This is a genomic window from Microcoleus sp. PH2017_08_TRC_O_A (assembly GCF_020738665.1).
In the GTDB taxonomy this organism is placed as follows: Bacteria; Cyanobacteriota; Cyanobacteriia; order Cyanobacteriales; family Microcoleaceae; genus Microcoleus.
Genome location: NZ_JAEQCE010000099.1, coordinates 13388 through 35432, shown reverse-complemented (window position 1 = coordinate 35432; position 22045 = coordinate 13388). Strand labels below are relative to the sequence as shown.

The 22045-nt window shown below is 44.7% G+C and carries 15 protein-coding genes; 4 read left to right on the top strand and 11 right to left on the bottom strand.

Going from position 1 to position 22045, the window contains the following annotated elements:
• Window positions 1–378 precede the first annotated feature (378 nt).
• Window positions 379–3054 carry a CHASE4 domain-containing protein gene (locus tag JGK22_RS27395; protein WP_293314188.1) on the top strand — a complete coding sequence of 892 codons (2676 nt, stop codon included), beginning with the start codon at window positions 379–381 and terminating at the stop codon, window positions 3052–3054.
• Window positions 3055–3201: 147 nt separating this feature from the next.
• On the opposite strand, the gene JGK22_RS27390 is transcribed toward JGK22_RS27395, so the two are convergent.
• The 9 genes from JGK22_RS27390 to thrS form a co-directional block, all read right to left on the bottom strand.
• Window positions 3202–3846, bottom strand: a complete 645-nt coding sequence (locus tag JGK22_RS27390) for a fasciclin domain-containing protein (protein ID WP_293182825.1) — start codon at window positions 3844–3846, stop codon at window positions 3202–3204.
• 169 nt (window positions 3847–4015) lie between these two features.
• On the bottom strand, window positions 4016–4798 hold the full coding sequence (locus JGK22_RS27385; protein ID WP_293191333.1) for an MBL fold metallo-hydrolase: 783 nt from the start codon (window positions 4796–4798) through the stop codon (window positions 4016–4018).
• Window positions 4799–5051: 253 nt separating this feature from the next.
• Window positions 5052–5639 carry an aminodeoxychorismate/anthranilate synthase component II gene (locus tag JGK22_RS27380; RefSeq protein ID WP_293182829.1) on the bottom strand — a complete coding sequence of 196 codons (588 nt, stop codon included), beginning with the start codon at window positions 5637–5639 and terminating at the stop codon, window positions 5052–5054.
• Window positions 5640–5821: 182 nt separating this feature from the next.
• Entirely contained in the window at window positions 5822–6331 is a 510-nt protein-coding gene (locus JGK22_RS27375; RefSeq protein ID WP_293182831.1) for a diacylglycerol kinase family protein, read from the bottom strand.
• Window positions 6332–6492: 161 nt separating this feature from the next.
• Window positions 6493–7017, bottom strand: a complete 525-nt coding sequence (ybeY, locus tag JGK22_RS27370; protein ID WP_293182833.1) for an rRNA maturation RNase YbeY — start codon at window positions 7015–7017, stop codon at window positions 6493–6495.
• Between the two features lie 208 nt (window positions 7018–7225).
• Window positions 7226–7444: a DUF3285 domain-containing protein gene (locus JGK22_RS27365; protein WP_293182835.1), complete on the bottom strand. Its 219-nt coding sequence runs from the start codon at window positions 7442–7444 to the stop codon at window positions 7226–7228.
• 90 nt (window positions 7445–7534) lie between these two features.
• Window positions 7535–8329, bottom strand: coding sequence for a DUF4058 family protein (locus tag JGK22_RS27360; RefSeq protein ID WP_293314185.1), 795 nt, complete (start codon window positions 8327–8329; stop codon window positions 7535–7537).
• Between the two features lie 142 nt (window positions 8330–8471).
• Entirely contained in the window at window positions 8472–9260 is a 789-nt protein-coding gene (locus JGK22_RS27355) for a DUF4058 family protein (RefSeq protein WP_293314183.1), read from the bottom strand.
• Between the two features lie 127 nt (window positions 9261–9387).
• Entirely contained in the window at window positions 9388–11214 is a 1827-nt protein-coding gene (thrS, locus tag JGK22_RS27350; protein ID WP_293206531.1) for a threonine--tRNA ligase, read from the bottom strand.
• Between the two features lie 403 nt (window positions 11215–11617).
• Between thrS and JGK22_RS27345 the strand changes: the two genes are divergently transcribed.
• The 3 genes from JGK22_RS27345 (at window position 11618) to JGK22_RS27335 (ending at window position 15040) form a co-directional block, all read left to right on the top strand.
• On the top strand, window positions 11618–11947 hold the full coding sequence (locus tag JGK22_RS27345) for a DUF2605 domain-containing protein (RefSeq protein ID WP_293182843.1): 330 nt from the start codon (window positions 11618–11620) through the stop codon (window positions 11945–11947).
• Between the two features lie 605 nt (window positions 11948–12552).
• A complete protein-coding gene (locus tag JGK22_RS27340; RefSeq protein WP_293148252.1) occupies window positions 12553–12864 on the top strand; it encodes a DUF2973 domain-containing protein in 312 nt (103 codons plus the stop codon).
• Window positions 12865–13045: 181 nt separating this feature from the next.
• Window positions 13046–15040 carry a DICT sensory domain-containing protein gene (locus JGK22_RS27335; protein WP_293213377.1) on the top strand — a complete coding sequence of 665 codons (1995 nt, stop codon included), beginning with the start codon at window positions 13046–13048 and terminating at the stop codon, window positions 15038–15040.
• On the opposite strand, the gene JGK22_RS27330 is transcribed toward JGK22_RS27335, so the two are convergent.
• Window positions 15021–15329 (bottom strand): hypothetical protein, encoded by a 309-nt coding sequence (locus tag JGK22_RS27330; RefSeq protein WP_293314181.1) that lies wholly within the window; start codon window positions 15327–15329, stop codon window positions 15021–15023. The genes JGK22_RS27335 and JGK22_RS27330 overlap by 20 nt on opposite strands.
• Window positions 15330–15343: 14 nt before the next feature.
• The gene (locus JGK22_RS27325; RefSeq protein ID WP_293218675.1) at window positions 15344–21226 is read right to left on the bottom strand and encodes an AAA family ATPase; all 5883 of its coding nucleotides are present in this window, start codon (window positions 21224–21226) and stop codon (window positions 15344–15346) included.
• Between the last annotated feature and the right edge of the window lie 819 nt (window positions 21227–22045).

The window sequence follows — 22045 nt, the reverse complement described above, 5'->3', positions numbered from 1 at the left end:
TTATTCCGAACGAATTGAGCAGTTCTGATTGCTTCGTCTATAGCGGAGGACTGATTTGGTTTGCCGATCGCCTTGAATTCTAGAACGAACATCTTACGTAGGAACTCGCTACGTTAAAAATCTAACACAAAGCCGTCCTAGAAGGACGGGGCTTTAAACCCAAGTTTTTGGTAAAGCGAAGCTAAAACCTATTTGTTCGGTACGAGTGCCTCAACCCAACCTAATTTCTAAGAGGCTTTTCCCGTTTGGCGAAAATCTTGTTTAACAAAAACCCAGGTCTCATCCCCATGCCTGAAGTTAGCGGATGTTAGTTGTATACTCCTTAACAAGGCAGCAGTAGAGTGCGTCACACAAGAAACTGGAAATATCCGAGAAAATGTGAGGCTACGGGGCACCCTACAATACTCCCTCTCGGGAGACTGGTGCAGCGCCAGCAGCCAGGATTCAGGAAACAGCAGTAAAATTGCTCCTGAGTTGAGAATTTCAGACGGACATCACACACTCGGCAAGATGAAACTGCGTCGGAAAACACTATCAATAGTTGGCATTACCATCGCTGGACTGACTGGCATTCTCTATGCAGCCTCCTCCAGCATCCTTTTGGGCAGCCTTGTCAAAGCAGAGGAACAAGAAGCCACACAGGTTGTCAAGGGAGTGCTCAGCGTGTTCGGGCAAACCGCAGACGACTTCAACTCGCGCTTTGCTGACTGGTCTGCGTGGGATGACACCTACACTTTTATCCAAAACCGCAACTCAGAATTCATTGCCTCGAATTTAGTTCCAGAAGGGCTGAATAATTTGAGAGTTCATCTAGCCATATTTGTCAATACTTCTGGCAAAATAGTTTACGGTACGGGTTTAGACAGCGACAAGATGAAACTAACGCCTGTTCCAGAAGCATTAAAAGAGCATATTTCTCTCAACGACCCGCTGTTGCAGCACCCCAACGCCAAAAGCAGCCTCGCTGGTGTCCTGCTGCTGCCCTCAGGGCCGATACTGATTACTTCCCGGCCAATTCTCACTACAAAAAGCACCGGCCCGATTCGGGGCACGCTGGTATTCGGGCGCAATTTCGATGCTGCGGGCATTGAGAAGCTTTCTAAAATTACTCGGTTGCCGCTGATTGTACACAGCGTTAATGAAGCTCATTTACCGGCTGACTTTCTGAAAGCGCGACACAAACTGTCGGGAAAAAAACCGATTTTTGTGCGTCCTGTCAGCGAAGATTTGATGGCAGGTTATGCTTTGATCCGGGATATTTACGATCGACCGGCGCTACTTCTACGGGTGGATATGCCCAGAGAAATCTACCGCCAAGGTCAAACCAGTTTAATGTACCTGCTGGTGTCTGTAGGGTTAGCGGGAATAGGATTTATCGGCTGCACTCTGCTGCTGATTGAGCGTTTGGTGCTGTCTCGGTTGAGCAGTTTGGCGAAAGCAGTTAACCGCGTCAGCAGCAGCCAAGACCTCTCGGTGCGACTGCCGGTCACGGGCGCAGACGAGTTGGCCGACCTTGCCCATACTATCAATGGAATGCTCGGGACGATCGCGATCGCCGAAAGCGAACAACTTGAGGAAAAAGCCCGCTACCAAGCCGTAGTCGAGCAAGCTACAGACTGCATTTTCCTGTGGGACGCTCAAACCAAACGCATTTTAGAAGCCAATACAGCCTTTAGAAACTTGCTCGATTACAGTCTTGATGCAATTTCGCAACTGAGTGTTTACGATATCGTCGCCTATTCCAAAGACCTAGTTGACCGAAATATCCTGTTCCTGCTAAGAGAGAAACAACTCAGAATTGGCGAAGTTCTCTACCGCCGCCGAGACGGTTCCTGCGTGGATGTGGAAGTAAGCGCCAGCCTGATTTCCTACGGCGGCCGCGAGATTATTTGCACTGTTATCCGCGACATTACCGAGCGCAAGCAAGCCGAAGCCGAACTCCGAGCCTCGGAAGAACGCTACAGACTTTTGTTTAAAAACAACCCCCATCCGATGTGGGTTTACGACTTAGAAACTCTAAAATTTATAGCCGTCAATCACGCTGCTGTAGAGCACTACGGGTACACTCGCCACGAATTTCTCAACATGACCGTTGCGGATATTCGTCCGCGCCAAGAACTGTCCAGATTGCTAGAAGATATATCCCAAGTAGATGCCGGAATTGATTTTGGGGGTGTGTGGCAGCACCAGACAAAAAACGGCACAATTATTGATGTAGAAATCACTTCTTATACCCTGATATTTGACAGCAGAAATGCTGAATTAGTGCTGGCTCACGACGTAACCGACCGCTTGCAAGCCGAGGCAGAACTTTACAAAGCCAAGGAAGCAGCAGAAGCAGCTAATTTCGCGAAAAGTCAATTTTTGGCTAACATGAGCCACGAACTGCGAACTCCTCTGAATGCGATTATCGGTTACAGCGAGATTCTGCAAGAAGATGCTTTAGATATTGGCGAAGAAGACTTTGTGTCGGATTTGGAAAGAATTCACAATGCAGGCAACCATTTACTCGGATTGATTAATGATATTCTGGATTTGTCGAAGATTGAAGCAGGTCACGGGGAACTTGAATTAGAAACTTTTGACGTATTCGAGACAATTAAAGATGTAGTAAAAACTGTTGAGCCGTTATTTTTCCGAAACAACAATCGCCTGAATGTTGAATGCGATCCTAATATTGGCCAATTGCATTCCGATAAAACTAAGTTAACTCAAATTTTATTTAATTTGCTCAGCAATGCAGCGAAGTTTACTCAGCAAGGGATTGTTACACTCAGCGTTAAAAAAAATCAAAATGACGAGAATAGTTGGGATGTTGAAGAGTTAATTTTTAATTGTACTGATACGGGAATTGGGATGACTCCGGAACAGCTAGAAAAGTTATTTCAACCTTTTACGCAAGCTGATGCTTCGACTACCCGCAAGTACGGAGGTACGGGTTTGGGTTTGGCTATAGCGCAGAAATACTCTGAGATGCTGGGGGGAGAAATTACTGTTAATAGCGAGTTAGGCAAGGGGTCAACTTTTACTCTCATGTTGCCGACACTATTGTAATCTATCCCAATACGTTTGGATTACTGTGATATTAATAAATAAAGGTACGTTGTTGGGGTTGAGCCTCCTTTATACCTGTAGATCAAAGAGGGCTTAAGCCCAACAACGTACCTAATTTGAAATCATTTGAGACCCAAAATGCTCGTCCTACTTCGCATCAGCAGGGATCAAAACTTTGTCAATTACGTGAATAACGCCATTGCTAGCTTTGATGTCAGCTTTCACAACATTAGCGCCGCTAACAGTAACTTTGCCTGCGGCAACTACCACCTTCAGCGAGCCGCCTTCCACACTTTTAACATCGCCGGATTTGAGGCTGGTAGATAAAACTGAACCAGAAACAACGTGGTAAGTCAAAACCTTAACAAGTTTGGCTTTATTTGCTGGTTTGAGCAAATCATCCAAAGTTGCTTTTGGCACAGCAGCAAATGCCGCGTCTGTCGGTGCAAAAACAGTGAAAGGGCCTTTTCCTTGGAGGGTTTTAACTAAATCTGCGGCTGTCAAGGCTTTAGTCAATGTCTTAAATTGAGCGTCGCCAGATGCAATAGCGACAATATCCTTAGTAGCGGCTGTTGGTGCTGGTGAAGTGGTTGATTTCGGTGAGGCTGTTGGTGCTGGTGAAGCAGCAATTTTCACATTTCCTGCAACTTGTTGAGTTGGTGTTGTATTGCTAACAGTTGTGCTGGAGTTGATGTGAGCCCAAGCGGGGAAACCAATCAACGCACTAGCGCCGATTACTCCTGCGAAACCTGTGAGTTGTTTCATCCAGCTAGGTAAATTTTGATTTTTCATTGGGCTTGCTTTTCCTTATGACAATAAAACAGTGAACGTGAATTGTTATGTTAGCCAAATTTCCGCAAAAGGTAAGGTTGCCAAAGGCACTCGGTAGAGATAAAATGAGCTGGGATTGTCGATCGACTAAAACTCCCTTACTATAGCGCAAGCTCAGGTAAAAAGAAGCTCAACCGCTAAATCTGTAACTCAAAACCTCAATCACCGAACCTGTTTGCGGTAAGTCAGCAGATTTGACCGAAATCGTGTCGTTATTCGATCGGCGTATCGATGTACCATCCATTAGGCCCAAGAATTCATCTAGCGATACTAAATCGCACGCAGCAGCATCGGCGGCTTGGGTTTTGAAGTGTGTGGGAATCACCATTTTCGGTTTGAGCAGTTGCACAGTTTGCTTCGCTTCCGCCGGAGTGTAAGCTTTCGGCCCTCCGCCCACGGGAATTAGCAAAATATCCGGCCGCCCGATTAAGATTTGTTCTTCAATGCCGATCGGGCCAGCGACTCCGCCCAAGTGTAAAATCTTAACACCGGCTTGCTGCCAGAGCCAAGCCACATTCACCCCAAACCGCCTTCCTCCTTCACGGTCTTTCTGCGTCCGAATCCCTTGAATCCGCAGCCCGTTAGACCTATAAGTACCTGGTTCGTACAAAAGGCCGGGATTGCCCGAAAATCCGTCTACCGCCCCTTCATCAAGCAATCTGCTGCTAATCAGAATCAAATCTGTGGGGACTTTAGGAGAACGATAGCCTGCCGTACAGCCCAGGGGGCGAAAAGGATTCACCAGCACCCTCGCACCGCCACCGGCAAACAAGAAGCAAGTGTGCCCCAACCACTGAACCGACAAAGAACCAGCAGTTTGAGCTTGATAGCTTTCCCATCCAGATGGCAAACCAGTGAAGAAAGCCGCTAGCAAACCCGTCTGTGCGTAACTTATTAATTGTCGCCGTTTCATCTTTTTGGTTGCGGTTATCGGGTGTTGGTCGTTTGTTGTTATATCACAAAATGCCGCCAGGTGCGAAATGTGCGATCGAGTTTTCCCGTAAGGTTCCCATTGCCTACTCTACAAATCCAGAGAAACTCAACTCTCAACATAAGCAAATCCACTTGATTAAACGTAAAATACGGCTCGCATTCAAGCTGAGTGTGTATGTATGTCTTTCTCCCTTCTTCCTTCTTCCTTCTTCCTTCTTCCTTCTTCCTTCTTCTTAAAGCCGTTCCAAAAAATTCCGCAATAATTGCTTTCCCGAAGTAGTCAAAATACTTTCCGGATGAAACTGTACGCCTTCAATGTGTGGATATTCCCGATGACGCACGCCCATAATCGTGCCATCTTCCACCCAAGCCGTAACTTCCAAAACTTCTGGACAACTCTCTTTTTCAATTACCAAACTGTGATAGCGAGTTGCAATCATCGGCGATTCTACACCTACAAAAACTCCGACTCCTGCGTGTTCTACCTGAGAAGTTTTGCCGTGCATCAATATCGGTGCGGAAACAATTTTGCCACCGAATACTTGACCAATACTTTGATGTCCGAGACACACGCCTAAAATTGGTAGAGTCGGCCCCAATTCTTCGATCAATTTCAGAGAAATCCCCGCATCTTCCGGCCGCCCTGGGCCTGGAGAAATTACTACTGCTGCGGGTTGCAATCGGCGAATATCTTCTAAATAAATTTGATCGTTGCGGTAGACTTGGACTTCTTTTGCTACGGGCAACTCAGCACCGAGTTCTCCTAGATACTGTACCAAATTGTATGTAAAACTGTCGTAGTTATCGATGACTATAATCACGGGTTAAATTGGATTTTAGGTTTTAGATTTTAGATTTTAGATTGACTCGCTGCCTGAATGCAAGAGTTGGAATATTTTAGATAGATGCCCAAGATTAAAATAGCTCCAATATGTAGGAATAAAACCAAAAATCTCAAGTTGGTCATCTAAAACCTAAAATTTAGCTTGCCCAATCAAGTTTACTAACGGACGATCGCAATTTGAACAACTACCCATAACGGAGGAAGCAGCAGTGCAGCAGCGACAATGGCCGCAGCCATTGCGGATACCAGAACGGCTCCGGCAGCGCAGTCTTTGGCAATTTTGGCGAGTTCGTGGTAAGATTGCCCGACGGTTAAGTCTACCACTGATTCGATCGCCGTGTTCAACAATTCCATTGCTAAAACTATACCAATTGTGACGCCGATCACTGATATTTCTACAGGTTTGAGGTGCAAAAATAGTCCGAGTCCGATCGCCAAAGTTCCTATAACAGTGTGAATCCGAAAATTGCGCTGAGTTTCAAAAGCATAGGTTAGCCCACCCCAAGCATACCGAAAACTCGTAGCTAAACTAGATGCGATTTTCCAGGAAAGCTCTCGCTTGTATTTCAAGGCTTTTTTCGGCTCGTGGACTGTAGGCATGGCAGAATCTGGAGGCACGATCGCAAACGGTGGGATGTTTGATGAAATTGACGGTTGATCTAGTGGCATAAACAACCAACTTTAAGTTACAGAGATTAACGAAAGCTAGACTTTGAAAATTTCCTTCATCAAGTCTAGTTAACTTTCCTAAGTTTTTACTAAAGTTTTGGTATGATTTCAGAAAGTTATGTTTGGGTTGACATGATTGGTTAAGTCACCATCAACGTCAGTTATGCTGTTTGGATCTCAAGTCCGATCGCGCGCAGCAGTGTTTCTTGTCGATCGAGCATTTGAGTCAGACTTTCCTCATCCGGGTGATCCCAGCCCAAAAGATGCAAAAAACCGTGGGATGCGAGCCAAGCTAGTTCAGTCTTTAGGGAATGTCCTTGCTGCTGGGCTTGTCGCTTCGCTGTGTCGATCGAGATGATGATATCACCCAAGTATAGGGGTTCGGATGACTGCATTTCCTCTCTTTGAGGACAGTCTACCTCTAATGCGGCGAAAGCTAGTACATCGGTCGATCGATCTTGTTGGCGGTACTGGGCGTTGAGGGCTTGGATATCGGCATCGGCGGTTAAACGCAGACTGACTTCGTAGCCGGGGGCTTCTGGCACATCTGCTTGCTGGTTTTCTAGCCAAACGCTAAACCAATTTTCCCAGGTTTGGGCGGCAATCTCCCCGCTGGGTTGATTCTCCGGGAGGTTGTCAGCGTCGGCGAACCCATAACAGTCTTCGACGTTCACCTCAATTATCATTTTTTGGTTCTTTTGTCAAGGGATGTATTGAATTTTTTGATAAGTGAAAATTGGGCGGGCTAATCGACTTTTTGCTTTTAGCAGGAAGATTACAATAATCTGTTCAAGATTGCAATGGGTCGATCGCACGATCGGATCGAACCCCCCGGTATTTAACCCGCTCTTAGAGTGCGTGAGTGTCTGTATCGACGCGGTTTCAATCGGTATTCTAAGAGTTGAAATAGCGATCGAGAAAAGCCAAACCGACGAGTATACCCAAAAGTCCAGCCGCCGTCAAAGCAAAATGAAATAGAGAAGTCGCCCGCTTGCGAACCATATTCCGCATCGCTAGCTTGACATAACTCGGTGGAGGTGCATTGTTTGTCGGGGCGATCGGGGTTTCGGGGGCGGATTCTTCGGAGGTTGTTGGCGAGGGAGGTTGAGTCATAGCGGTTATTTTAGAAGGTTAACACCAGAGGCTGCGGAGGACAGACTCGCCACGATGTTAACAAATTTGTAACGTTTTGTGTAGATTTTTTTAGCTTTCGGATGGCAGGAGGCTGGTTTCGCGCAGCAGAGAATCGGCCCAAACAGCATCGGATTCTGAAAGTGCAGGGACTAACTGGGCCGTATAATCGAGGGTAATGTCATAGGCGGCGCGATCGTACACTATATTCAACAACGCCTGTAAATCTACCATTGGTTCCACATCGCCTGCGCGCAAAGGCAACGGAAAACAAGGGATCGCATCTGGTAGATTAAATAAGTATAAATCAGCCCCAGGTCTTTGATTGCTCCGACTCACCAAAATTCGATAATGGGCTGCAATATCATTGTCCAAAACTGGGAGAGGTTCGTAGCTTCGCAGCAAATCAATCTCCACAAAATTAGTGCGACTTCCGAATATCTTATCCCGCTTTTCCTCATACATTTCGCGCCCTTTTCCCGGTCGTTTGTTTGCAGGTGAAAGCACTTCAATTACCGTGACAACTTCCTTATTCCCCATATCTATCACCTCCAAATACCCTTCTTTTACCTCCTCAGACATCGCTAATCTTACCTTCAAAGGTTCAGTTCGTGTGGCGACAGCTACATTAGATGTACTTGAATTTCTAGGAATCGGATTGTGCTGGATCGAAACATCAGGAATCCCAACTAACAGCGATTGTTCTCCCTTAATTTCATAAATTCGCTTTTCAATAGCCACTCGATACCTCGGCACCAGTTGGGGAACTAAAGCATCTGCGATCGCTACGATCAGCCTATTATGTACTTCTGGCCAAAAGTCAGGGCTTTCTAAATAAGGATTCATCCCTGGAAATGGATTAGGCATTGATTTAACTCCTGTTGATTGACTTACTTAGGACTTATGCAGGGGTGGCTAGAAACCGGGTTTTTCCTTTGAATATCGATACACCATCCAGAAACTGCGAAAAACCCGGTTTCTTTGATTTTAATGCGAACTACCACTGTTATCAACCTCTCACTCCCATCTCCCGCAACCAACCATCAGCCCAAACAGCATCAGGTTCGGCAAGCGGCGGTACGGGTTCGGCGGTATAATCGATTCTAAAATCATAGGCGGCGCGATCGTACACTATATTCAACAACGCCTGCAAATCTACGATCGGCTCAACATCACCTGCACGCAAAGGCAACGGAAAACAAGGAATTGTATCGGGTAAATTGAAAAGATACAAATCCCCCAAAGGCTTTTGATTTGCCCGACTCACCAAAATTCGATAACTTGCCTCAATCTCATTGCCAAAAACTGGTAGAGGTTGGTAACTTCGCAGCAAGTCAATCTCTACCAGATGACTGCAACTACCAAACACCTTTTCTCGCTTTTTTTCGTACATTTCGCGCCCTTTACCAGGACGTTTGTTGGCGGGTGACAGCACTTCAATTACCGTGACTACCTGTTTAGTTTCTATTTCGACTACCTGTAAATAAGTTTCTTTTAATTCCAGCGGTAAAGGTATTGTTACCTTCAAAGATTTGGCGGGTGGAGCGGCGACAGCAACATTAGAATCACTCTCGGTTCTTCGAGTCGGTGTCTGCTGTATTGTGACATCGGGAATGCCAATTAGTAAAGCATCTTCGCCACTGATTTGATAAATTCTTTGTTCGATATCTACTAAATATTTAGGCAGTAGTTGCGGAGTTAACCAATCGGCTATTGCCACTATCAACCTATTATGAACAGAACTCCAAAAGCCAGGACTTTCTAAATAAGGATTCATCCCCGGAAATGGATTAGCCATTGATTTAACTCCTGTTAACTTACCTAATTCTACTATTTTAGCTAATGAATTATAAAAACGCAGACAATATCAAGCTATCATCTGCGTTAATCTGCGTTAATCCGCCGACCTCTGCGGTTAAACTCCCCTAAAAATCCCCGTAATTACTAATAGCAGACTGCAACCTTGCGATCGCCTCATCAACCGAAATCGCCCCCAACTCCCCAGAAGCACGAGTCCGAATATTCAAACTATTCGCCTCAACCTCCTTAGCACCCACAACACACATCACCGGAATTTTATCCTTCTCAGCATTGCGAATCAACTTACCCAAACGTTCGCTACTCTCAACTTCCGCGCGAATATTCAGCGCCTTCATCCTCGCCTCCACTTCCTTAGCAAACGGCAAAAACTCCTCGCTGACAGGCAACAACCGCACCTGAATCGGCGCTAACCATATCGGAAAATCCCCCGCATACTGTTCGATCAAAATCCCGATCAAACGCTCCAAAGAACCAAAAGGAGCGCGGTGAATCATCACCGGACGCTGGCGAGTGCCGTCTTCAGCAACGTATTGCAAATCAAAACGTTCTGGCAAATTGTAATCTACCTGAACAGTTCCTAATTGCCATTCTCTATCCAACACATCTTGGAAAATAAAATCGAGTTTCGGCCCGTAAAAAGCCGCCTCCCCAATTCCCTCAAAATAATTCATTCCCAAAGTTTCCACCGCGCGGCGGATGGCACCTTGCGCTTTTTCCCAAGCTTCATCGGAACCGATGTATTTATCTAAATTTTCTGGATCGCGGAAACTCAAACGCGCCTTAAAGTTTTTCAGTTGCAGACTCTTGAATACTGACAGAATTAAATCGACCACACTCAAGAATTCAGCATCCAACTGTTCCGGCGTGACAAACAAGTGGGAATCATCAACCGTAAAGCCGCGCACTCTGGTTAAACCGCCCAATTCTCCCGATTGTTCGTAGCGGTAAACTGTGCCAAATTCTGCTAAGCGCATCGGCAATTCCCGATAGGAACGCAGTTCGCTTTTGTAAATTTGAATGTGAAACGGACAGTTCATTGGTTTCATTACAAAACCCTGTTCGTTTGCCGCCGCTTCTGCATTTTCTGCCATTAGCGGAAACATATCTTCTTTGTATTTCTGCCAATGTCCTGAGATTTTGAATAAATCGACTCTGGCGATGTGGGGAGTCACAACTTGTAGATAGCCACGTTTGATTTGTTCTTGTTTCAAGAAGTCTTCTAAAATACTTCTCAAAATAGTGCCTTTGGGCGTCCACAAAGGTAAGCCGGGGCCGACTGGATCGGCAAAAATAAACAAGCCTAATTCTTTGCCGAGTTTGCGGTGATCTCGCCTTAGGGCTTCTGCTTTGCGGTGTTTGTAGGCTTCCAATTGTTCGGGAGTTTCCCAAGCTGTGCCGTAAATTCGCTGCAATTGAGCTTTGGTTTCGTCGCCGCGCCAATATGCTCCTGCTAGGCTTTCGAGCTCGATCGCCCTTCCATTGATTTCACTGGTATTATCCAAATGGGGCCCAGCGCACAAATCCCACCATTCGTCACCCAAATGGTAAAGAGTAATCGGTTCGATCAAACCTGCCAAAATTTCTAATTTGTAAGGTTCGTCGATCTCCTTGATGCGCCGTTCCGCTTCCTCGCGGCTGACTTCTTCCCGAATTACAGGCAATTTGCGGTTAATGATTTTGATCATTTCTTTTTTGATTGCCTTGAGATCCTTTTCGGTAAAAGGTTCTGGACAATCAAAATCGTAATAAAAACCATTTTCAATCCAAGGGCCGATTGTGACTTGGGCCTTGGGAAATAATTTCTGTACCGCCATCGCCATAACGTGGGATGTGGTGTGGCGAATTTTTTTTAGTTGTTCCGACTCACTCGTGCGGAGCAACTCTATCTTAACGGACTCTTCTGGAGCGTTCATGGATTCTGAGCTAGACATCGGCTGAATTATCAATTAATTTAGTTGCACTTGCTTCTATATTACTCAGGTTGGGACAGCAAGCGCCGACTTCCGGCTGGGGAACTGTTACAGGAGTGCTAACTAACCGTAGGGTGCGTCAGCGGGGCAAAGTCTTTAGTCTGGGGTAGTTACATTCAGCCCGCTGACGCACCCTACAATAATTTAATTTTTAGGTACGTAGTTGCGCTTGGGCGCTCTTTCTTTGATATATGAAAGAGCGCCCAAGCGCAACTACGTACCTTATACCTTTAATGTGACAGTTGCGTCCAGGACTGACTCACCTGCTAATTTTTGTGAAATTATTGAATTTTTGTTAAAAAAAATGTTACAGTTTGTAAAGTACATTTAAGGTTAGAATAGATAAATAACCCAATTTTAATCAATGCTTAACTCCAATTTGCCAGAATCAGAATTGCTCAAATCCCTACTGGAACCGCTGTTAGAGGATTTTAAATACTGGTTCGAGCGATCGGCTACTCTCTTAGAAACTGAGGAAATTCATTTTCTGAGCGGCGACGATCAATCCGACTTGCTGGCGCGAGTCAAACAGGCTCAGCAAGAAGTAGGCGCGGCTAAAGCTCTATTTCAAGCAACCGGAGGGCAAGTTGCAATTGAAACCGCAGCACTCATGCCGTGGCATAGACTGCTCGCCGAATGCTGGCAAGTATCGGCGCGCTTTCGGAAAGAGCAGTCAGCTCGCCCTGGAAAATAAAAAGGCAAGTTCAAGTTCAACCCGCAGTCAAATTCCCAACCTTGGGAAATGTCGCGTCCACTTGACAAGCTCAAACAGATTTCCAGTTAATAAGTTATCAGAAAATAGGGTTTAAAACCCCGTCGTTTTAGGAAGTTTTTATTTCCAAAAAGTTCTAAAAGTTTCCCAAATAGTACCCTATACTACAAATAGATACAGGTAGAATAACCGCTAGCACAAATGGATAACCAAACCCAAAACGACTGGCTAGGAAACAATAATGTCTCGTGGGTGGCGAAAACCACAAAAACATAGCTAGGGTAGCCATCGTGCACCCATACCAGAAAACTCAAAATCTTAGTAGTTAGATGTACCGTAGGGCATACGGAAACAAAGGGAATAATCCCTTAACGCTTGGGGAGACAAGCCCTCTGGGACTATTCAAATTAGGCTCGAAGCTTCGTTCAATTGGACGGGTTTTTGGTTTAAATATTGCCGAAGGGATGAATAGTTTAAAGGTATGTCAGTGAACCAAGAATCCCCGCGTTTACGCCCGGGAGTGTCAATACTTGCTGAAACACTTTTGTAAATTGCTGTGTGGCTATCAGAGCCCGGAGGAGAAAATAATGTTACACCTGCTTTATATTTTAGCTTTCACCGTTCTTGCCTTTTTGGCCGTCAGTAACTTAATCCGCAGTCTAGTCACCGTAGGTATGGAGTCCCAGCGCCCCCAACAATTCAGGGCAAATAATCGCTACGCATCCTATCCTCGCTCTCAAGCCGTGCCCCATCCAGAACTGTTAGACGAATACGGAAATATTGTTAACGAACCGCTATTAGTGATGCGTTCGCTGACTGTCCAAGACGCGCGCGAACAATTAGATGCTCTTTACAAATCATCTCCCGGCGGCAGTGACGAAGGCGGCGAGCTAGCCTGATTCGATCGCGTTCCCAGCATTTATACTTACGGGCGATCGCCCTAAAAAAATAATTGGCCGTTAGTTTCTCGCTAACGGCCAATTTGTAGTTAGTTTTGAGAGATACTTAAAAGGGATCGATCTCAACTGATTGTCGATCGCTCCTGTTTTGTCATCGGCAAAAATGCACGTTTAAGGCTAGATGATCGTCCCAATTTCGCTACTGGCAGAACTTCTGCAAGCTTTGCCCCAACTCCGGGCACAAATTTATTTCAAATCTTCCATGACAGCGCTGTCTCACGCGATGGAAGACTTGGTTTTGGCGGGTTCCGACGACGAACCCCTAGTGATTGCCAGCTTTCAGCGAGAGCGCTTCTACCGCCAAGAAGCTCACCGCTACCGGCGCATTGCCGATCGATCCTCTCAGGTATACGTGCTGGCTGCACCGGAAACTGAGTTTAAAAATTCCTCGGAATGTCACGAAAATGTGGCGTTTGCAGCGGAAGATGCCTTAAGTAAAGAGTGGCACTTAGTGGTGGTTGGGCAACATTACTCAACTTGTCTGATTTGTCAAGAAAAAATTGTGCCGATCGACAACCAAGACGAGCGCAGCCCGCTGTTGATGGATCAAGCTCGCCGATTTGAAGGAATTTGGACATTCGACAGAGAGGTAAGCTGCAAAGCTGCCGAATTGTTGCTCGATAAAATTGTCAAATATCGCCCGGAATTGGCCGAAAAGATCGATCGAGCGCGCACAACTTACAATCTGGGCAAAAAACCCAAAAAAACGCGGAAATCCGCCGCAGACAAAGCGGCAAAACCAGCGAAAAGTGCGTCAAAAAACTCAAGAATTCCCAATCCCAAATTGAGCGACGCTTTTGCCGAACGCTTAGTCACCTACTTGCAATCAGGTCAGCACAAACTTCTGAAAGCATACAGCGCGATCGCCGCCCAAGAACGCAAAGAACGCCTGATCAACTTAATTACAACGGCAATGCGGCAGTCTCTCAACCCGCAAGAAATCGTCGAAGTCGCAGTCTCTGAACTGGGAACAGCCCTGTCAGCAAGCCGCTGTTTGATTTATCGGTGCAAAGCAGCAGATGCGGCGGTCAAAATCGATCGCGAATTTTTGCGTGCCGGCGCTACTTCTGTGCTAAACGAGACTTGGCCGTTGCAGGAAAATCCCATATTTCGGGACGCGGTAGCGCGACAAGAGCGAGTTTACATCCAAGAGACAGCACAACACCCGCAGATTGTCAATACAAAATCCCTGGGCGAAATTGTCAAAAATTGGCAGATTGTCTCTTGGTTAATAGTGCCGGTGCTTTATCAAGGGCGGGTTTTGGGCATGGTGGAAATGCACCAATGCCGATCGACTTCGCCTTGGGAAGAAGACGAAATTGCTCTCGTAGAGGCGATCGCCACCCAACTCGGAGCAGCCTTAATTCAAGCCGAAACCTACGCTCACTTAGAAGAACTCAACCAACAATTAGAAGCATTAGACCGCACTCGCAGCAATCTAATTGCCATCACAGGCCACGAACTCCGCACCCCACTTTCTACCATTCAAGTGTGTCTAGAAAGTTTGAACTCCGAGCCAGATATGCCCCAAGAATTGCGGCAAATCATGTTAGAAACAGCCCTCGGAGATGCCGATCGAATGCGGAAACTCGTCCAGGATTTCTTAACACTTTCTCACTTAGAAAGCGGGCGAGTTAAATGGAATGTAGAATCGCTGACGCTGCAAGAATGCGTTGACTTGGCCCTCAGCAGCGTGCGATCGCGCGGCGGAGTCGATCGACAGTTACCCGAAATTATCGCCGAAGTCTCCGCAGAATTGCCCTTAGTGCAAGCAGACGGCGAATGGTTAGTGGAGGTGCTATCCAAACTCCTAGACAACGCCTGCAAATTCACCACACCCCAGGGAAGCGTCACAGTGCGCGCAAAATGCAACGGTTCTCGCATGGTGGAAGTGCTCGTAGCCGATACAGGGCGGGGAATAGAGGCGAATAGTTTGAAAGTAGTGTTCGATCGATTTTATCAAGAAGAAGGAGCATTGCGGCGCAGCGCCGGCGGCACCGGTTTGGGATTAGCAATTTGCAAACAAATTGTTGCCGGCTGGGGCGGTAAAATTTGGGTAGATTCCCCAGGAAAAGACCGAGGAAGTGAATTTCACTTTACCATTCCAATTGTTTAGAAGACCGGGCGGTTTCAACCGCCGTCCGATGTTCAACCTGCGGAGGCAGGTTTCGTTTGTGTAGACGCGGTTTCAACCGCCGTCTGATCCCATGACGAATGACGAATGACGAATGACGAATGACGAATGACGAATGACGAATAACCAATAACCAATAACCAATAACCAATAACCAATAACCAATAACCAATAACCAATAACCAATAACCAATAACCAATAACCAATAACCAATAACCAATAACCAATAACCAATGCCCCATGCCCCATGCCCCATGCCCCATGCCCCATGCCCAATAACTCCCCTAAATCGGAAGACCAATCACAAACTCTGTTCCGCCTCCTACCGAAGACAAACATTCCAAAGTTCCCCCATGTATTTCAGTGACTATCTGATGGCAAATAGACAGTCCCAATCCCGTACCTTTACCTTCTGCTTTAGTTGTAAAAAATGGCGCAAACATTTTTTCTCTGACAGATTCCGGCATTCCCATTCCATTGTCAGCAATCTGAATCACAATTGTATCGATGATTTCCAGTTTTTGCTGGCAAACACCCACGGTAGAAATCATAATTATATTGGGATTTTGTTCAATTTCTGCGTAGGTTTTGCCCGCGTTGAATTCTTCCACAGCATCGATCGCATTAGCAATCAAATTCATAAATACTTGATTTATTTGCCCGGGATGGCATTTTAATGTTGGCAACTCACCGTAATGTTTAATGATTTTAATTGCCGGTCTGTTGTGCTTAGCCTTGAGGCGGTGAGATAAAATCATTAAAGTAGTTTCAATGCCTTCGTGGATGTCAACTGCTCTTTTTTCCTGACTGTCGCTACGAGAATAGTTCCGCAGAGATTGCATAATGTCGCGGATGCGATCGATTCCCATCTTCATGGACGCCGTAGTTTTGGGCAAGTCGGCTAATAGATATTGTAGATCGATCGATGCAATTTCCTGTTCAATTTCTGCTCCCGGTTCTGGAAAGTTTTCTTGATAAATATTCACCAAGTTAATTAAATCACCAATATATTCTTGAACGTGGTGCAAGTTCCCAGAAATAAAGCCAATAGGATTGTTCACTTCGTGGGCTACTCCAGCTACCAGTTGTCCGAGTTGAGAGATTTTTTCAGTTTGAACTAATTGTGCTTGAGTTTGTTGCAGTTCGATCAATATGGCTTCTAAATTTTCAGCTTTCTCTCTCAGTTGAGCTTCTGATGTTTGTAAAGCTTGTTCCGCTACTTTGCGCTGGCTGATATCGCGAATGATTGACAAAGCGTGGGGTTTCCCTCTGTATTCAAAAAACTTTGCTCTTACCTCAATATCGAATTCTGTACCGTCTTTTCGCAGCACGACAGCTTCACAATAAAATTCTTGGTGCAAGCTAACGGTTGTCATAAACTCATCGAATAAATGTAGGCACTTTGGGTGCAGGAGATCTAAAGGACTTAATCTCAAGAATTCCTCCATAGAATAACCGTACATTTCGCACATTACCGGGTTTGCTGCCGCAAATTTTCTAGTCTCCAAATCTATTAAGATAAGTCCGTCTGCTACACTTTCAAAAATACTGCGGTACTCCTCTTCTTTTTGAGCGAGTTCGGCTTGAGATTGTTGCAAGTTTTGTAGGGATTCAGTTAACTGGCGGGATTTATCTTGTTCGCTAGCGTAGGAACGCGCATTTGCAATAGCAATTGCTGCTTGTGCGGTCAACATTTCCAAAAGTGTCAAACCTTCGTCAGTGAAGGCTCCAGCGACCAAGTTATTTTCTAGATAAACTATACCGATTGACTTTCCTTGATAGACAATTGGCGCGCACAAAACTGACTTCGGTTGCTGATGCTGAATGTATGTATCGAATTGGTAAAGTGTTTCTTTAGTTGCATCGATTAGTACCAGAGGTTCCTGAGTTCTTGCTACATAATTGACGATAGAAAGAGGGACTTTGTAGTTATTTTTGACTGGGTGGAATTCTTCAAATATTGCATAATTATGCGGGTCGCTATCCGACACTTCAACGAACAAGTATCCGTCTCGTTCCAAAAGAATACACCCGGTTTGAGCGCCTGCATTTTCTAAAATAATATGCAGCAGTTTTTTTAACAATTTTTCTAAGACGATTTCGCTAGAAATAGCCTGAGAAGCTTTGATTACTGTTTTCAAATCAAAAATATTGGCATCAGTGGCGGTAGTCGCAGTTGTATTTATAGCGATCCGATCGTCGCTGATTTTGTTAAACCAATCTGGATGAGATTGTTCTAGTTGATGAACTTTGGCGGTTGCACCCCACTCGACATAGCAAAAACGGGCATCATTGAGATAAATTTTGGCGAGATTGGCACGATTTTGTGTTATATAAAATCTGGCAGCTAATTCATTGGCTAGGGCAGCATTTTGGACGAAGCCATTTTTGAGGGCGGAGGCGATCGCCCAATCATAATGTTGTGCTGCTGTATGGCTGTCTCCTGACAACCTCGCGATTTCTGCCTGAATTAATGAATATTTGTGCAGATAATTTGCAGGACAGTGTTCTGCCAAATCTCGAAAATTCTCCAGACTAATAGTGAGCTGTTTTCGGTATAGTTTGTACTCGGTATCATTGGCGTTTGTGCAACCAGCAGCTAGGGCGATCGCGTGATGGAACCGAAAAACCGGGTTGACAAAATGACCGGCACCGCCTTTCAAAAATTCCGCGCCGAAGAGAGCATATTCTAAGGCGCGATCGACTTCGCCAAACCAATTAGCATGGGTGAGCTTGTAAAGATAGATGACAAAAGCAGTGGTAAGATCGGCTGAGGATTTGGCAAATTCTAAAAGCTGGTGTTCGTCGATGAAGGTTTCCGGCTCTGGGTAGGTTTCTGGTGAGCTAGTCAGTTGGGCGATCGCATTTTTGGTCAGCAAGTGATAAGCTAGCATATTGCGATCGACCTTTGAAAGCGCTGGAATAAATTGATCGGCAATTTCTGTAGCTTTGCTCAAAGACTCGTTGCCAAAAAAGCAGACCCATAGATAATTAATCGAAGCATATCCCGACCATTGATAAGCACCTGTTTCTAAACCGCTATTGAAAGCTTTGAGCATAAAAGGCTTGCATTCATCGATATATTTCATATAATGTAAAGTTAAAGCCCCCCACATATGAAAAATACAAGTACCTAACTCTTTATTGTCACAGCCTTCGTAGAGATTGAGCGAGAGTTCTCCGGCGGCGCAGCCCGCCTTGATTTCGCGATATTTGTTGACCAAAGTAAAGGCGTACAAAGTGTAACCAAAGGCGGAAAATGGTGAATTTCCGTACAGAATGCTCGTTTGTACAAACTTCATCGCGCAGAGATATTGAGCGTTGGGACTGGTAAAATAGGCGATCGGGAAAAGTTCTTTCAAAATTCGATGAGCGGCCAGTTGTAGCGGATCGGTAAGTTCGGGTAAATCTGCTAATATATCGATCGATCGCCCGATCATCCTCTTCGTCTCTGCTAATTCTCGGGCTAGAAATTCATCATCCGGGTAAGGTTCAATCTCAACCCCCAAAGAATTTAACGTTTCAATCCCTAACTGATAAGCGGCAGATAAGTCATTCTTCATCCGCAGACAAGTTATTTGCAATTCTGCGATCGCACACTGTTCTAACAAAGTATGAGTTTTGGTCAGAATCCGGTCAAAAATTGCTAAAGCTGCATCATTGTTACTATTTAAATATTCTGCTTCACCCAGCTCTAAATTTAGCGCAAAACTCAAGCTATAATTATCTTGCCAACTTGAGACAGGCAAACAGTCGCACCCAGCTTGGAAAAAAGTAAGCGCATCTTCAAAAGCCGAAGCAGCTTTAGCAGTTTTACCTGCTTGTAAATTTAATTGTGCTAATTCATAAAGTTCTTCAGGATTAGCAATGAATTCGCGAGCAAAGTTCAAATGATTAACAATATCAAAAATCTGTTCTTGACGTTCAGCTTCATTGCTCCCCTCCAACAACAAACGTCCCAGCTTCCAGTGAACTGATTGTTTTTGGGACTCAGGAATCATCACATAAGCGGCTTGTTGAACCCGATCGTGCAAAAAATTGTAGCGCACTTTGCCAATTATTGGAGCCAACTTTTCTAATTCCCATTGCTCAAATACTTGTGGTACTAGATAGGCGTCATCTACAGGCAAAATCAACCCTAATTCTAGCGCTTCCCACAAATATTGTGCTGTTTTAGTCAAAGATTGTTCGCTCACTACTGATAATATATCCAGATTAAATTCGTTGTTTATACAAGCAGCTAATTGTAAAATTGTCTGACTTTGTTCAGATAAATATTGAATTTTATGAGCCATTAAATCAACTACATTTTCGGAAATATTTTGCTGTTTGATTTCTTGGGTGTCCCATTCCCATTCTGCAAGTTCTATATTAAATATCAGAAAATTTTCTTGAGACAGTGACTTCAATAACTGCTTTAAAAAGAAAGGATTTCCCTGAGTTTTTTCGAGCAGCAATTGTGCCAAGGATGCGACTTTTCTAGGAGAACAGTTTAAAGTGTCAGAAACTAATCGATTTACTTCATAAATTGCCAAGGGTTCCAGGTGAATATTGGCGATCGCAATTCCTGCGGCCCTCATTGCCTCATTTGCCAACATAAAGGGATGGCTCGGACTTACTTCGCTATTTCGATAAGCAAGAATAAGCAGGAAGTAAGGATTTTCTTCGGTGCAGTTGTGTTGATACAAATTAACGCTTCCAGCATCCATCCACTGACAGTCATCGAGAAACATTACCAAAGGATGTTCGGCTGTTGCAATTGCTTGGACAAACTTCTTCATCACTCCGTTGAAGCGGTTTTGAGATTCAATAGCACCGAGTTCGGGTACGGGAGGTTGTTCGCCCAAAATCAATTGTAACTCCGGGATAGCATCGATCGCAATTCGAGCATTTTTCTGCAAAGCGTTGAGTAGTCTTTGTCGCCATGCTACTAGCTGAGTTGGGCTTTCCATCAAAATTTGCTGCACGAAGTTACCCATAGCTTGAGTGAAACAAGCGTAGGGAACATTCCGCTTAAACTGGTCGCATTTACCAGATATAAAATAGCCACGTTGCCGCGTTATATCACGGACAATCTCATGAACTAATGCAGATTTGCCGATGCCGGAATAGCCACTGACTAGGACAATTTCACCGCTGCCTTTGCAGACACGATCGAACACTTCTAATAATTGTGCTATTTCTGTGTTTCGTCCGTAGAGTTTCTGAGGAATTGACAACTGACTCAGGGCATCTAGTTGTCCGGGAATAAAGTTAGAAATTGTCCCTGAATTCTTTATTTGATTTTGGCAGCGTTCTAAATCTGCTAATAATCCTGTGGCAGTTTGATATCTAAGTTCGGCATTTTTTGCCATGAGTTTTGCCACAATTTGGGTCAAAACTATGGGAATTTGTGGGTTGAGTTGTTGCAGGGGAACTGGTGGTTTGGCTATGTGACAGTGTACCATTTCTAACGGGTCACTGCTGGTAAATGGTAATTGTCCTGTCAGTAATTCGTAAAAGGTGACGCCGAGAGAGTAGAAATCGCTGCGGTAGTCGATGGAACGGTTCATGCGCCGGGTTTGTTCGGGGGACATATATGCCAGGGTTCCTTCTAGGCGATCGGAATTTTTTGAGTGTGTTTGTTCTTTTCTCAACCGCGAAGCGATGCTAAAATCAGCAAGTTTTACTTGCTTTGTTTGGGGATTTATAATAATATTATCCGGTTTAATGTCTTTATGTATGATTTGATTTTGATGCAGCAATACTAAAGCTTTTGCCAAGGATACGGCTATGTTTAAAAAATCGGCAATCGATAATTGGTAATGCGTGGCATTCGCCTCTAGATTGTCGGTTTCGGGCTCGGCTAATTCTGGTTGATGTTCTAAGTTTTCGATCCAATATTTCAGGGATACCCCTCCGATATCTTCTAATACTAACACTAAGCAAAAAGGATGGATTTCGAGTCGATAGACTTTGATGACATACTCTGAGTCGATATGTTTTGTGATTTGATATTCGTGTTTTAAACTGGCGCTCTGTTCTAGGGTCGGGCAGTCGGTGTTTAAGACTTTGAGAATGACTAATTGTTTTTCTGCTGTCGATATGGCTCGATAAATAACTGTGTTAGTTCCTTGGTGAATTAGCTCTTGTAAGTTGTAACCAGAAATCCCTGAAGCTGGCAGCATAGTAGATTTTCCCAGTTGATTATAAATCAATGCCGAATTAATTAGAGAATGGCACATATGGAACCCCAATGAATGGCGGGCGATCGCTACTTTACAAAGCCGCAGGTTGCAGCGATGTATCGAACGATCGCACAATCTTAAAATTACTTACGTATTTAGCAGGTGTTTGTTTTAAGAGGTCTAGCGACCTAGAAATTGCAACTCTTAATTTTTTTATGGTGGAAGTGTTACAGCCTTTAAATGAAATCATACAGCATCCCACCATCATTGTAAATGACTTTATTAAATTTTAATAATAAAAGTTAGGGCGTAGATAAATAGCTGCTCGCGGGGCGTTGGGGAAAGCAATTGCAGGATTGGGAGATTTCTGGATATAACAAAGAATCACAGAAACACTTGGTTTTTACACTTGCACAATCAATATGATTGTAGGTACACATTGTGGACATTACCGAGGACTTTAATATCATTTGAGCGTACAAGCTGTGGATATTACTTAGCTATAAACTATTTTTGTAGGCAGTTAGTAATGTAGATCAAAAAAACTTGCGTAAAAACTCGGTTTTTAAAGAAAATATTGGTTCGCTGGCTGGAATAAAGTTAAGAAGTTTTCAAAGCAGAACTCGCCTCCGCTGCTATACCCCAATACCGTTTACTTAAGACCGCCCTGGGGGTAAAACCTATGAAAAATAGATACGGAGATTGCTTCGTTCCTATCGAAGGACCATCTTAAGTAAACCGTATTGTGCTATACCTCCTCTCACCCCGCGAGATAGCTTTTACAGGTGATGCGACCCGGCGGTGTTGGGCCTTAGGATC

What these genes read in the sequence shown, in the direction of transcription:
- JGK22_RS27390 (WP_293182825.1), bottom strand. Translation starts at nt 3,846, where the DNA reads ATGAAAAATCAAAATTTACCTAGCTGGATGAAACAACTCACAGGTTTC.
- JGK22_RS27385 (WP_293191333.1), bottom strand. Translation starts at nt 4,798, where the DNA reads ATGAAACGGCGACAATTAATAAGTTACGCACAGACGGGTTTGCTAGCG.
- JGK22_RS27375 (WP_293182831.1), bottom strand. Translation starts at nt 6,331, where the DNA reads ATGCCACTAGATCAACCGTCAATTTCATCAAACATCCCACCGTTTGCG.
- ybeY (WP_293182833.1), bottom strand. Translation starts at nt 7,017, where the DNA reads ATGATAATTGAGGTGAACGTCGAAGACTGTTATGGGTTCGCCGACGCT.
- JGK22_RS27365 (WP_293182835.1), bottom strand. Translation starts at nt 7,444, where the DNA reads ATGACTCAACCTCCCTCGCCAACAACCTCCGAAGAATCCGCCCCCGAA.
- JGK22_RS27360 (WP_293314185.1), bottom strand. Translation starts at nt 8,329, where the DNA reads ATGCCTAATCCATTTCCAGGGATGAATCCTTATTTAGAAAGCCCTGAC.
- JGK22_RS27355 (WP_293314183.1), bottom strand. Translation starts at nt 9,260, where the DNA reads ATGGCTAATCCATTTCCGGGGATGAATCCTTATTTAGAAAGTCCTGGC.
- thrS (WP_293206531.1), bottom strand. Translation starts at nt 11,214, where the DNA reads ATGTCTAGCTCAGAATCCATGAACGCTCCAGAAGAGTCCGTTAAGATA.
- JGK22_RS27345 (WP_293182843.1), top strand. Translation starts at nt 11,618, where the DNA reads ATGCTTAACTCCAATTTGCCAGAATCAGAATTGCTCAAATCCCTACTG.
- JGK22_RS27340 (WP_293148252.1), top strand. Translation starts at nt 12,553, where the DNA reads ATGTTACACCTGCTTTATATTTTAGCTTTCACCGTTCTTGCCTTTTTG.
- JGK22_RS27335 (WP_293213377.1), top strand. Translation starts at nt 13,046, where the DNA reads ATGATCGTCCCAATTTCGCTACTGGCAGAACTTCTGCAAGCTTTGCCC.
- JGK22_RS27330 (WP_293314181.1), bottom strand. Translation starts at nt 15,329, where the DNA reads ATGGGGCATGGGGCATGGGGCATGGGGCATGGGGCATTGGTTATTGGT.
- JGK22_RS27325 (WP_293218675.1), bottom strand. Translation starts at nt 21,226, where the DNA reads ATGCTGCCAGCTTCAGGGATTTCTGGTTACAACTTACAAGAGCTAATT.